This window comes from Streptomyces sp. NBC_01003 (assembly GCF_045162695.1).
In the GTDB taxonomy this organism is placed as follows: domain Bacteria; phylum Actinomycetota; class Actinomycetes; order Streptomycetales; family Streptomycetaceae; genus Streptomyces.
Map to the genome: position 1 here is coordinate 2,377,101 of NZ_CP108707.1, position 13,009 is coordinate 2,390,109.

10 protein-coding genes and 1 pseudogene are annotated in these 13,009 nt (G+C 65.3%); 5 read left to right on the forward strand and 6 right to left on the reverse strand.

What is annotated here, in order from left to right:
* Positions 1-135: 135 nt before the first annotated feature.
* Positions 136-1,038, reverse strand: coding sequence for a pentapeptide repeat-containing protein (locus OG698_RS11130; protein WP_406102936.1), 903 nt, complete (start codon positions 1,036-1,038; stop codon positions 136-138).
* Positions 938-1,447 carry a pentapeptide repeat-containing protein gene (locus tag OG698_RS11135; protein WP_406102937.1) on the reverse strand — a complete coding sequence of 170 codons (510 nt, stop codon included), beginning with the start codon at positions 1,445-1,447 and terminating at the stop codon, positions 938-940. Before OG698_RS11135 ends, OG698_RS11130 begins: the two co-directional genes overlap by 101 nt.
* 472 nt (positions 1,448-1,919) lie before the next feature.
* Between OG698_RS11135 and OG698_RS11140 the strand changes: the two are divergent.
* Together OG698_RS11140 and OG698_RS11145 are read left to right on the forward strand one after the other, a co-directional pair.
* A pseudogene (locus OG698_RS11140) lies at positions 1,920-2,867 on the forward strand (integrase core domain-containing protein).
* A gap of 194 nt (positions 2,868-3,061) precedes the next feature.
* On the forward strand, positions 3,062-3,925 hold the full coding sequence (locus tag OG698_RS11145) for a serine protease (RefSeq protein ID WP_406102938.1): 864 nt from the start codon (positions 3,062-3,064) through the stop codon (positions 3,923-3,925).
* A gap of 628 nt (positions 3,926-4,553) precedes the next feature.
* Here OG698_RS11145 and OG698_RS11150 read toward each other — a convergent pair.
* Positions 4,554-5,327: a hypothetical protein gene (locus OG698_RS11150; RefSeq protein ID WP_406102939.1), complete on the reverse strand. Its 774-nt coding sequence runs from the start codon at positions 5,325-5,327 to the stop codon at positions 4,554-4,556.
* A gap of 899 nt (positions 5,328-6,226) precedes the next feature.
* Complete coding sequence (locus OG698_RS11155; RefSeq protein ID WP_406102940.1) at positions 6,227-7,627, reverse strand: hypothetical protein; 1,401 nt, start codon at positions 7,625-7,627, stop codon at positions 6,227-6,229.
* 192 nt (positions 7,628-7,819) lie between these two features.
* Here OG698_RS11155 and OG698_RS11160 point away from each other — a divergent pair.
* The 3 genes from OG698_RS11160 (at position 7,820) to OG698_RS11170 (ending at position 11,527) form a co-directional block, all read left to right on the forward strand.
* A protein-coding gene (locus tag OG698_RS11160; RefSeq protein ID WP_406102941.1) for an IS3 family transposase occupies positions 7,820-9,054 on the forward strand; the annotation gives its coding sequence in 2 pieces (ribosomal slippage) (positions 7,820-8,147 and positions 8,147-9,054; 1,236 coding nt in all).
* Positions 9,055-9,420: 366 nt separating this feature from the next.
* Positions 9,421-10,485, forward strand: coding sequence for a hypothetical protein (locus OG698_RS11165; protein WP_406102942.1), 1,065 nt, complete (start codon positions 9,421-9,423; stop codon positions 10,483-10,485).
* A gap of 286 nt (positions 10,486-10,771) precedes the next feature.
* Positions 10,772-11,527: a hypothetical protein gene (locus OG698_RS11170; RefSeq protein ID WP_406102943.1), complete on the forward strand. Its 756-nt coding sequence runs from the start codon at positions 10,772-10,774 to the stop codon at positions 11,525-11,527.
* Between the two features lie 673 nt (positions 11,528-12,200).
* Here OG698_RS11170 and OG698_RS11175 read toward each other — a convergent pair.
* Positions 12,201-12,398, reverse strand: coding sequence for a helix-turn-helix domain-containing protein (locus tag OG698_RS11175; RefSeq protein ID WP_116507145.1), 198 nt, complete (start codon positions 12,396-12,398; stop codon positions 12,201-12,203).
* Positions 12,395-12,976: a Uma2 family endonuclease gene (locus OG698_RS11180; RefSeq protein WP_116507148.1), complete on the reverse strand. Its 582-nt coding sequence runs from the start codon at positions 12,974-12,976 to the stop codon at positions 12,395-12,397. Before OG698_RS11180 ends, OG698_RS11175 begins: the two co-directional genes overlap by 4 nt.
* Between the last annotated feature and the right edge of the window lie 33 nt (positions 12,977-13,009).

Sequence of the window (13,009 nt, forward strand, 5' to 3'; positions counted from 1 at the left end):
GTCGGGGTGGCGCGGGCCGGTGCGCCAGTCCCGGGGTGATGGAGGCTGGCCTGGGAGCGGGGTAGGTTGGTCGGCCGTCTGGGCGCGCCAGTGGTGTTCTTCGGCCAGAGTGCGCCGGCGGGTCCACCGGTAGGGCTATATGCGGTGGTAGTGAAGGCCGTTGGGCGTGGCAGCGAAGGTGCAGCGTCCTTCCAAGCGGAGTTGGTCTAGGTGGAAGGCGCCGGAAAACAGGCATTCACTCAGATCAGCATCAGTCAGGACCAGGTGGGCGGCGTCCACACCCCGCACCGAGGCCACCCGCACCCCTGGGGCGTGGCCACCCAGAAGGCTTTCATCCAGTGCAGTGGTGCTACTGGTGAAGGGGGCGGGATGGGCGGTGACGGCCACGGGGGAGGACAGCAGCGCACCACCCAGGTCCACGGTTGCGTAGCGCAGGCGCAAGGTGGCTGTCGACTCCCATCGCGTCCGAGCGCAGAGCACCTCACCTGCCGCGATCTCTATTGTCACCGGAGCCCGGAACAATGTCCCGGAGAGATCAACCCGGCCTGTGCATGAAATTGGTCCGAATAACGTCAGGACTTCGAACGTTGCCCGGCCAAACTCGGCGGGCCCTGTGCACGTTGCTTCACCGAACACGGCATCGCCCATAAACGTCGCCTCGACGAACCAGGCATCGCGGATGAACGTCGCCCGGCTGAACAAGGCGTTAGCGGTGAACATCGTTTTGTTGAACACGGCGTCGCCCATGAAATAAGTCCCGTCGAACTCCGCGTCACCGGTAAACATCGCTTCGCCGAACCCGGCGTGGTTGGTGAAGGTGGCCGAGTCGAACACGGCGGTGCCCGTGAAGGTCGTCCAGATAAAGGAAGAGTCGCCCCGAAACCTCGCCCCGACGAACTTGGCCTCACCGGCGAACGTCACCGAGTCGAACCTGGCATCACTGGCGAACCTCGCCTCTCGGAACTCGACGTCCTTCGCGAACGTCGCCCCTTTGAACATGGCGTCGCCCGTGAAGGTCGCCCCCCCCAAACTCGGCATGGTCACTGAACGTAACCGAGTCAAACCTCGCATCGTGTGTAAACGTCGCCTCGTGGAACAGCGCGCCGCCAGCGAACCTCGCCCCGTCGAAATGAGCGGGGCCGGTGAACGTCGCCCGACTGAACCAGGCTTTGCCGAGGTGGGGTTTTCCGGTGGTGGGATCACGGAGAGATCGAAGGAGAGACTGGAGGAGGTTTTGGGTGAAGGGGGTGCCGCGATGGTCGATGTCTGCCCCGGGGGTGAGGCTGGCGAGGTACGTGTTACGGCCTCTGTCGTCCAAGTGAGCCAGGCAAGTGGTGTAGCCCGGGACGTGGATCCCGCAGCAGCCGACTGGGTCGGTCGTGGGGTCAGCGCCGCGCCTACAGTGCGGCCAGTGCGGGCGCCGTGCGGGGGCAGGGGATGTGCTCATTACCTGGAGACTCCGCGACTTTCGGCTCGTGGTAGCTGAGGAGGCGGCGACTGCCCGAGACGACGGGCAGGCAGAGTAGCAATAGTTCCGCAACTGCCACGGGTCAGGGCCTGCCCGGCCGGGAGGGCATACGCCGTGTAGGGGTCTTGGTCAGTTTCCCCGCGGCGCCGGGGTTCCGCCTGGTGGAGGGCCCATGCGGGGTAATCCTCCTGGTGAAGCGTCAGAGGGTTGTGGCGCGTGCACAGACTTGGCATACCGAGAAGGGATTCGGTCAGCCGATAAAGTCGCTGGGCGCGCGAGAATCCGCGCCGCCGTGTATGGCTGCGGATCGTCCACACGGCGGCCGAGGATCACTTTGTCGCTCCGCGACAACCCCGCCCCCGGCAGGCTAGGGCCTTGCGCCTTGCGCCTGCCGAAAATGTCATCCATGCAGCTCAGGAGCGTCTGCGACAGTGCGGCAGGATAAGCACTCGTGCTGCTGCGCCTCGCCTACCTGACCGTCACCAACCTGTTCGCTGCATTGCGGCTACTGCCGATGAGCGACCGCGAGAAGGACGCGGAGATCCTCGCCTTGCGCCACCAACTCGCCGTCTTGGAGCGGCAGCTCGGCGCGGACCGGGTGAAGTTCACTGCGGAAGACCGGGCATTCCTTGCCGCTCTACCGGTACCCCTACCCCGTCAGGTCCTGCGCCGGCTCCGGTTACTGGTCCGGCCAGACACCGTCCTGCCCTTGCACCGCGACCTGATCAAGCGGCGCCAGGCCCACACGTGCCGGCCGAAAAGGCCGGACCGGCCGCCCACGCGCTGCTCAATCCGCGTGCTGATCCTCCGCCTAATCCGGGAGAACCCGTCGTGGGGCTACCGCAGGGTGCACGGCGAACTCGCCACCCTCGGCATCCAAGTCGCCGCCTCCACCGTCTGGGAAATCCTCACAGCCGAGGGCATCGACCCCGCGCCCGACCGGGCCGCCACCACCTGGGCCAACTTCCTGCGCTCCCAAGCCGACGCCCTCCTGGCCTGCGACTTCATCGAGACCGTCACCCTGACCGGCAGGCGCCAGTACATCCTCTCTCGAAGTACCCCGCCCACTTCGACGAGATACTGAGCGACGTCGGCATCCGGGTCGTCCTCACCGACGTCCGGATACCGCGCATAAACGCCATCATTGAACGCTGGGTCCAGACCTGCCGCCACGAACTTCTGGACCGCACCCCTCATCTGGAACGAGCACCACCTGCGCCACGCGCTCCGCCAGTTCGAGTTGCACTACAACCTCCACCGGCCTCACCAAGCGATGCATCAGGCAACACCCCTGCGTGCCGTCCCCGAACCGCTCACCCCAGCACAGATCTCCCACCTCGACGTACGCCGAAAAGACCGCCTCGGCGGAGTCCACCACGAATACCAACATGCCGCCTGAACTGCACGGATGGGGTTTTCGGCAGGCGCAGTGGCAGCGGCCCATAATGGTCTGGCCGTCGGGCAGCAGGACCCAGATCCAGGCCGGGGACGGTTCGTCGCTCGCCCCCGCGATCGGAGAGGGGGAGCAGACCGGCATCGCGAAAGTGGCCATTCTCCGTATGCGGGGGCCAGGAAACTGGCAAGCTCTTGCCCATGTGGGATGGAATAATCAATGAGAGCCACCTGTACGCGTCGCTATGGCTGACCGTCCACATGTACGAAATAGATGGCACTGCATCGAAGACGGTTGGATCAGGAACAGGTTTTATAGTTGAGCGAAGCCTATTCATGGGCGACACCGCTCCCGGAATATTGATTACGAACCGACATGTCCTTGACCCCGACTTCGAAAGAACACCCACGGGCAGGAAACTCGACCGGGTGGAGGTTAAGGGATTCGTTCAGGCCACATATCGCGGGAGAGTTTCAGGGAAGCCAAAGCCCGTTGAGTTTACTATTACTTCCCCCCAGCCCGTGTTCGCCCCTGAGTACGCGGATGTCGCAGCTATCGACTTGGAGTCTGCCGAGATACCGGGCGCGCGCCCCACGCTCACCCATCTCGCCGGGTACGGACTCGCGAGCGTCACCGACTTTGACCGACGCCTGCATGTAGGTGCGACCGTGGTTACGCCCGGCTATCCGAGCATTGATCAGGTGACCGGAACTCGCCCAATCCTGGTGAGCGGAACAATCGCATCCGACCCACGCGAGACATTAGAGATCGGAGCAAAAGAGTTCCCCGAGTGCATCCTGTGTCACTCGTTTAGTTGGGGCGGCATGTCCGGATCCCCTGTATTTGCACTAGTGCCCCGGAAGCCCGACTCCGCCAAAACGTGGGATGATGTCGAGAAAAAGGAAACACACGAACTTCTACTCGTCGGCGTCAATCGTGGGCACGTGAAGATCGGCGGGACGGCTCAAGGCGCACTTACCTACTTCGCTAAATCCACGGTCCTAGGTCGCCTCCTCAAGAGCATGGGCTCAACTCTGCTTGCCCCTTTCGATAGGTTCGACTGACCCGATGCCTCGATAACCACCCCATCCGAGCACGGGACGCTAAGAAGATCGGTCCTCCAGGACCCCCGCACTTGTAACGGCACCTGGAGGCCCACCTTCATGACGTTTACCACCCAACTCGGCTCCCTGCGCCTCGTATCGGCGAGCGCTGCCACGATCGCGGCGGCCGCGCTGCTCCTGACGGGCTACAGCAGCGACGGGGACCGCACGCGCGCCTGCCCGACGGTCCACTCCACGGGTGGGGACCTGGTGCCCGCGTACGCCGCGCGCCCGTGCATCGTCTACTCGGCCGGTCACGCTGGGGCGTGCGCGAGCCTCTGCAAGACCCGCTGCGGCACCCAATCTCGCTCGTTCCTCGTCCTCCTGGCGCTGCTCGTCGCGAATCTCCTGATCTCTGCGGCAGCTACGGAACGCGCAATCGATGGTGCCGGAGAAGACGATGAAGGCCCGCGGCATACCCTCGCCCGACCGCGCCGAAGCCGTGCTCTTGGCCCTGTACGAACCCCGAGCCACTCAGCAGACCGCGCCCCGTCGCGGACTGCTGAACTAAGCCGGCGCAGGCCCCGACGCGCTCGTTCGGCGCGAAGACCCGGATCCGGCCACACCTCCCGTCCGAGTCAGACCACGACTACCGCGGATGCAGAGCCGCGCGGGCCGCGAGAAGGAACGCGTTGCTCGCCTCGTCGAAGCTGGGAAGGTTCAGATCGGGGCCGTCATCTGCTGGGCCGCAGAGTGTCGGGATCAACGCCGCGCTCAGTCCCATGCGCGTGAACAACTGGCGTAGTTCTGCCAAGACTCCGACGGTGCTGTCCTCAGGCGTACCGATCGTGTGCCAGGCGCCTTGCGCGATAGTGATCAACTCCCATGCGCGACTCGCATCCTGTCTGTGATTACTCGTCCGCGCAGCAACTTGCTCCATCGCACTCCGTTGACGTGCGTGATTCTGCATCATGATCGCGAGCACCTCGGCGGATGTCTGCAATACCCGCGCAGCCGATGCCACTTCTTCAGGCCCCTCCAATCGCACCACCCAGCCCCTATGCGACATGTCTGCTGCCAACGGCTTCAACCCGGCAATACGCAAGCGCGTTTCCTCCTCCTCGGCCGAGGGTTCCAGGTTGAGGGCGTAGTCGTGGTGGCTGAGCACTGCTTGCAAGAAGGACGCATAGGCTTCCCGTTGGATAGCGCGCCGCCACTGGACATGCTCTATTTGGCCTTGTGCTCGCACGGCGTCGAGCGCGGCGCTGTAGCTCGCGTCTGCTTGAGCTAGTCCGGCACGAGCGGTCGCGTCCGCTGCACGGAGACCCGCCCGAAGCTGCCATCGGCCCATGACCATTGTGCTGGAGACGCCGATGAGGGCGATAGCCGCTGCGGCTACAGACCCGATTCCCTGGAGATCCATGAGCTGATGATCCCTTTTCTCCGGCCTCGTGTTTGGCTGTTCTACTCTCCCGCTCACGCCGCTGGTTAGGGCTCGGTAGCACACAGAGAGGAGCAGGGACGATGCGCTAGTCGCTCCCGGCCTCGGCAGCCGAGGACACCCGGTGAAACCCGACCCGGGCGAAGACGGGCCCGTTCATCCGGCTGATCTTCACGTACGCCGCCCCAGCCCGGCACTGAAGGACAGTCCCCTCAGTCGAGCCATCGCCCGCGCTGCTCAGATCAACCGGAAGCTACCGATCGGCGCGGACTACCAGAGCCGCCCCATCGGCGGCCCCTCTCTCTACCAATTCGCCTGCAGAGGTGGCCCACTTGGCGCTCCGCGCCGCCTCGCGCTTCACAACGCCCTGTCGGCCCTCTGGCGGAGACGCAGGAGCAGCCCGGCACGCTCCCTCGCTGCGCCCTGTTCGCTGGCTTGTCATCCCACCCTTGCAATCGATCAGCACCGGGCCACGTGCCTTCGCCTCGATGAGATCCGGTAACCAGCAAATGGAACTGTCCGTCCGCCGGAGCGCGCTTTGAAGCGCCCTACTCAGCAGGCCCTGCCCCCAGAAATCCCCTTCCCATCCTCGTCCGATGAGTTGCTCGGTGACGTGTCGCTCGTGCGCATCGCCTATCGCTTTCCGCTGCTGAAAGCTCGCCATGAAGGCGGTGTGATCCGCCGGGGAAGTAGGTAACTCTCCGTGGATCCAACCAGGCCAGTCCCCATTTGTCTCAGTAGTTCTCACTGTGTTCGCACCAGTCCGTGGACGTCCAAATACGTCCACGGACACTGTTCTCAACATGGCCGAAATTCGACCGCTAAGGCCACCCTAGAGATTGTGCCGTACGGGGTCTGAGCTATCCAGCGAAGGCCATCACTCACCTGCTCATGCGCCGTCTCGTATTCCGCTCCGCCTGCGGTGGCTCATCACCGTAGAGCGCCGCCAGCACCAGGTCACGCTGCCCGCGGAACGTACGAAAGACCTGCTGGCGGACAAGATCACTACTGATTCCAGTCGTGCCGATCTGCCCCGTCTCGACCAGGCGCGTGAACAACGTGTTGTCGAGGTATCCGGGCACGTTCTTGTAACCGAACCGGACCGCACCATTCCGCCCGTCCTTCAGGCGGGCATCCTGACGCAGCGACTCGAATTGGCGCCGGGAGAAGTACATGCCGTAAATCATCTCCGAGGTGTGCGGCAGTACCGACCTCGGGTGACAGAGCTTGATCCAGCTTGGGTTCGCGTCGAGACGCTGCTCGCTACCACCGTCTGCCACGCTCGCCGCATACCGATCCAAGGCCCTCATGCGCTGGAGCTCCTTGGCAAGGTTCCGGTCGCTGTTCGGGTAGTAGAAGCCGCCCTTCTCCGCATCGAGTTTCTTGTACTGAACGAGGGCCATGCTGTTTCGCGAGACGTTGTAGAAGATGACGTCGCACCCCAGCAGTCGTTCCGCTGTTGCCCGGTTGGCGTTCCCGACGAGCAGTGTTCGTCCGTGCTCGCGGAACTCTCGCCACGCGACGTGATCAGTGGCGTTGCTCAGCCATCCCCGCATCGTCTGCGTGTCGTGGGCAATGAGGTGATCCTCAAGCGCAGGCTGGGCGGCCATCGTGTCCGGACGGTGACTCCCGTCCTGAGGATCGGGCTGGCCCCGGCCCTCTGGGGCTGATGACTCCGCAACCAAGTCAAGGAAAAGCGGCGGCATCCTGTCGTCGTAGAGCTCCTCCGCGGGAGGATCCCATTCGGCCAGATCTAGGGCCCTGAAGCCCGCCATGCGCGCGGATATCAAGGTGCCGTCGCGCTGCAGGGAGACTGCCTGGCCAGCGCGCGAAGTCCCGAAGTCCCATGATGAGATGGCGCCTTCGATCTCATGGACAGCATCGCGTGCTTCGGGGCGTCGTTCCAGAAGCAGGCGTCGCAACTCTGATCCTGCGGTCTTGGTCTGAAGCCCCTCCGCAGCAAGATGGCGCCGCAGATGTCTCGGCACAGCTTCGAGCAGCTCCGACAACGGCACCGGAACTTGCAGAGGACGGACATAAGTGACTCGCAACTGCTTCACCGAGTCTGCCGCCTTGCGGCCGCGAACGCACTTGCCTACGTACTTGATCTCGTAACGTCCATACCCGTCTTGAGCTGCGATAAGGGCCAAGTGCCGCCCCTTGAAGAGCTCTTCCTTGCGTATGAGTGTCCATTCGTACTCGAGACGACGAGACCGGTAAATCTCCTCGAGGGTCCTGACGTCTTCGTACTCGAAGCCCTCGCACTTGATGATCGCAACCATGGCAGCATTCTGGCCCAACCCGGCTACCCACGGGCCGGCTTCACCCAGTGGAGACCGCTTCTGCCGGCCCTCCGCCACCCGGCGAGCCAGCAAGAACCGAACCTCGCCGATCACGAGGGTGGGGCCTCCCCCTGAGTGGTGGACACGCTGATACTGGATCTGCTTGATCCGGAGGAAGCGAGAAGACCGCCGATGGCGATGAAGGACTACTCGGACGAGTTCAAGGCCGATGCCGTGGCCCTGTACGAGTCCACACCCGGGGCGACCTACAAGAGCATCGCCGCTGACCTGGGCGTCAACCGGGCGACCCTGCGTGAGTGGGTGCTGCGGGACCGCGAACGCCGTGGCGCCGGCGCCGCGGCTGCGAAGGGCACCCGGCCTCGGGAGGCGGTGCCGTCCGCTGATCCGGACGAGCGGGTCCGGCAGCTGGAGGCCCGGGTGGCCGAGCTCGAGGCGAGTGAGCGCAAGCTGGCCACCGAGCGGGACATCCTCCGCAAGGCGGCCAAGTATTTCGCCGGAGAGACGAACTGGTGAGGAGCCGCTTCCAGTTCGTTGACGACCACCGGGACACCTACGAGGTGAAGCGGCTCTGCCAGGTCCTGGACGTGAACCGGTCCAGCTACTACAAGTGGCTCGCCGGCGCCGAGGCCCGGGCCACCCGGCAGCACCAGGACCGGCTCCTGGCCGAGGAGATCCGCGAGGTCCACGGCGAGTCCGGCGGCGCCTACGGCTCCCCGCGAGTGACCGCCGAGCTCCGCGAGAAAGGACGGCGGGTCAACGAGAAGCGCATCGCCCGGATCATGCGGACGTTCTCCATCACCGGGATCCGCCTGCGCAGACACGTGCGCACCACCGTCCCGGACCCGGCAGCCTCACCGGTCCCGGACCTGTTCCAGCGGGACTTCACCGCCACCGGACCCGGACTGAAATACATGGGCGACATCACGTATCTCCCCCTGGAAAAAGGGCAGTTCCTCTATCTGGCGACCGTGCTGGACTGCTTCAGCCGCAAGGTCGTCGGCTGGTCCATCGCCGACCACATGCGCACCAGCCTGGTCGCCGACGCACTGCGGATGGCAGCGGCGACCCGCGGCAGCCTGGAGGGCGCCGTGTTCCACTCCGACCACGGGGCCCAATACGTCTCCCGGGCCTTCGCCGGCCTCTGCGACCAGCTCGGGGTCACCCGGTCGATGGGCGCGGTCGGCACCAGTGCCGACAACGCGGCCTGCGAAAGCTTCCACGCCTCCCTGAAACGCGAGACCCTCCAGGGCGCCCACGACTACAGCGACTCCGGCACCTGCCGCAGGACCGTCTTCGCCTGGCTGACCCGCTACAACACCCGCCGCCGGCACTCCGCCAACGGCCACCTCAGCCCCAACGCATACGAACACCGACACCACACCGCTAAACTCACGCTCGCCGCGTGATCAATAACCGCGTGCCCACCTTCACGGGGGAAGGCCCGGTGACCGCTGAATGGCCCGCACCGAACCAGCAGGCCAGCGCTTCGTGATGATGCCCCCTATCCGAGCGGGGCCAAAACCGAAGCGACTACGCGATCTGGTGCATTGTCAGTCCCCCTTCCTACCCTGATGAGTTATGGCGAACGGCGTGTGGCATACGGGCTATCACATCAAGATCGAGTTAACGCATGCGGACCTCGGACACCCGGACCGTCCTGAGCTGCTCGACGAGATCACTAGGCCGATCGAGCAGCGCGACCGCGAGTTGCTGCAGTGTCTGCAGCACCACGACACCGGCATCTGTCGGGCCGAAGATGAAGATCGCTCCCCTTGGATGACGATCCGTCGCCGCACGTCGACGGAGTCACGACCCTGGTGGCTGCGCATCTGCCGGTACGCACCAAACCGACAGCCGATGAGAGCGACAAGCACAAGGCGCTCAAGGAGCGGATCGCGCGTGCCGCGCACCGCCAGGGCCTCTCGGCGCAGATTGAGGCCCGCAGCACGGACGGCAAGGTGCGCAACGACGTCCTGGTATCGGGCAGTGCAGGACGCATCGGTTGGGAGGCACGGTACTTGCCGATCACGGCATCGACGGTTCGACAGCGTTCGGCTGCCGCCGCGGACCGCGGGATCATGCCTTTGTGGGTGACCAATGATCACCGGGCGGCGCTGATCGACCGGGCGCCCTGGGTGCGGGTCGATGACATGCCGTGGCGCGCCATCGCCTCCGAACGCACGATGCTCGTGCGCGGCGGGGTGCGGCATTTGCAGGACTGGGCCTGCATGCCGGCCGCCCAGAGACCCTGCCCCCTCAACGGCAGTTCGTGCGGGGACCTGCACGTAGCCTGGACCCTGCCTGCCCTTTGCCTGCCGCCCAAGGCACACACCCAAGTCGACGCCCTCGTCGCGGCCAGCGCCGAGGGCGACTACGTCCCCATGAAGATCCCAGGCCAGCACAACCCCCGGGCCTCGACACGACTGTGGGCACCGACAGCCGACCGGGACCGCTGGCGCAACATCATCGGCGAGGACGAACCACTGCCCGACGCCGAACCCCCGGCGCAAGCAGGTCTGACGTTCACCGAAGAGGACCTCGACTCCACCTGCCGCTACGGCGAGGACACCCGCGTCTTCGACGACCGACGACCACGCCGCGATCACGCTGACGCATCCGGCCTGCACACCTTCCCCGAAGTACCCCAGCGAATCTTCCGCATCCCCCAACAACCTCAGCGCCTCAACGTCAACCCCGAGCAGCGCGCCAAGGCGGCGCAGCTCCACGGCTGTCCCATCTGGCATGTCGGCCCGTGCGCTGGCTGCGGCACACCCATTCATCGCTACGGCCCGGGCTCCGCACACGCCTGCGCCACTTGTCGAAAGCGTGCGCGCTAGGCGGTGGTGTCACATCAGGTCACCTCGAATCCGGAGCCTCCCGATGTCCGTTACTGCCTGCCAGTGGCGGCACAAGGGACCTGCTCCCGCCGAGACTGTGTCATCGGAGCCGTGCACACTGGAGTCATTGAGGGCAGCAGGAGGTGCGACGGCCTTCAGGGCACTGCACGCACAGTGGGGAACCGTCTTCGCCAATCTGGCCGACCTCGGTTGCGGGCGCGACTGGACGGCGATCTGGAGGGCGAGCCCCCCTGCTCCTCTCTCCTGTGCCGAATGTGGGCACACGATGTACGCGAAGATCTCGCACAACGGCCTGCACTTCTTTGCACACGCCCCCGGGGCACCCCACTGCGCGCTCGCCGAGGAGACCGTGCACCACCACTTGCTTAAACTTGAGCTCGCTACCGCCGCCCGCGCTGCCGGCGCCCATGCAGAACTCGAAGCCCGTGGTCCCGCAGGTACCTGGCGCGCCGACGTGTTGGCCAAGTTCGTCGAGGGGGCCTGGCAGGCCGGCCCGCATGTTCCGGTGGCAGAGTTTCTCGGGTGGATCTTTACCGGGCAAGTCATCGCCCATCGCCGGCAGGCCCCCGTGACCGCTGCCCTGCGCGAATGGCAGACGGTATGGACCGCGCCCCGCTACGCGAAGAACGAGGCAGCCCATCTGGCGGAAGCTCAGCGCCAGCTGAGCGAGCAACGCGCGGCCGAGCAGCAACGCAGTGCGGAACGGATGCGCGCAGCGCAAGAACGCGACCGGCAGCGCTTCGGTGCTGAACGCTCTGATGACCACCACGCAGCGATTCAGGCATTGACACAACGCCAAGCCGCCCTGGAGAAGCCATCTCTCAACCGCGTTCAACGTCTCGATGCCGCGCACAACGGCCCGGACAAGAATCCGGCAAATGTGGTCCCCGAAATCGGACATGGGGCCAAGATTTCGCATGGCCCCATACCATCGGCTCCAGTTATGTGGACGTCGCTCCCAGCCCCGCTCCCACCGGGAGCGAGCGTGACCTGCACGAAGAGCACAAGCCCATACCCATAAGACCCCCCGAACGACGGGGAGCCTGCGGTCACAAAACGGACACGGATGTGAACGCACGGGCAAGAAATCGAATATGTGGCCAGCGGCCCGAGTGGGAGCAATTCGTTAAGGGGACTGGGAGGGAGCGTGCTCCCTCCCATCGCTCCCAGGGAGCGGACCCCGAGAACAGAAAAAGGGCCGTTCGAAAACGGCCCTTCACCTGCGACGTTCGATACGTTCGAACTGTCGGGACGACAGGATTTGAACCTGCGACCCCTTGACCCCCAGCGGTGCGGTCGCTCCCTGTCCAAGCTCTCGAAGGTCATAGTCCGCCGTTGAGGGACTTCTGCACCAACCACACGCCCTTCCAGAACTACGCGCCTGAAGCGCGTAGTTCGACGGGACTCGCCGACGCTCATGGCCGCTCCCGACCGTACGCGCAGATAGATGCCTCAACTCCTCTCTCCCGCCAACGCGATCGGCGGCACCGCCCAGCCCTTCGGCGGACGTTCACGTCGGCTGTGAGGCCTCGCCCCCCATTGCGCGCCACTCGCGGAAATCACGGCCCCATCCCGGCCGTCGAGCGCTCCGGCAGGACGTGGCACTGGCCCGAGCGCACAGAGGACTGGCCGGCCACCCGGTCTCTTGCCCGCGGGCAAGAGACCGGGCCCCGCACACAGCCGGCGTGCGGGGCCTACTCGACCGGGGTGAGGACGACGTCGAGGCGTGCGCCGAGTGCTGCGGCGAGGCGTCGCAGGACGGGCAGGGTCGGGGTGACGGCACCCTGCTCGATCCGCGAGACCTGCGCCTGTGTCGTACCGGCGGCCTCGGCGAGCTGGGCCTGTGTCCAGCCGCGGGCGGCGCGCAGCGCGGCGACCTGTGTGCCGATCACGACTGCGGGTAGCGCTTGAGGACGGACGTGTCGAGCGTGAAATGGTCGCCGAGGTCGACGCTTTCGCCGAAGGCATGCTCGGTGTGGTTGGCGTACGTGGCGCCGTCGCCGTGGCCTTTGATGTTCCAGTGGTGGTGCACGGTTCCATCGCGGGGGTCGACGATCAGGTAGCGGTCGATGCCCATGGCGGGGTAGTCGCGGAGCTTGCCGACATAGTCGTTGTCCGGATTGGAGGGGGAGACGACCTCGACGGCCAGGAGCGCGCCTTGGGGGTCGGGGCGGTCCATGGTTTCGAGGGCGTCTTCGGTGATGACGATGATGTCCGGTGTACGGCGTACGCCGATGCCGGGGTTCTCGACCTCGATGTCGAGGCCGACGACGTGATCGGGGGCGTTCGCGGTGACCTGCGGGTCGAGCTGCTGGCGGATCCGGGTCGCGGTGAGGCCGTGCATTCCGGACGGGCTCATCATCATGACCACCTGGCCGCGGGAGATCTCGGCGCCGCTGAAGCCCGCGTCGCGGGTGTTCAGGAGGTCGGCATGGTCGCTGAGCTGCTGGAAGATCGTCACCTCGGTCATGTCTTCAATGATATACAACAGGGCCGTCGTGCG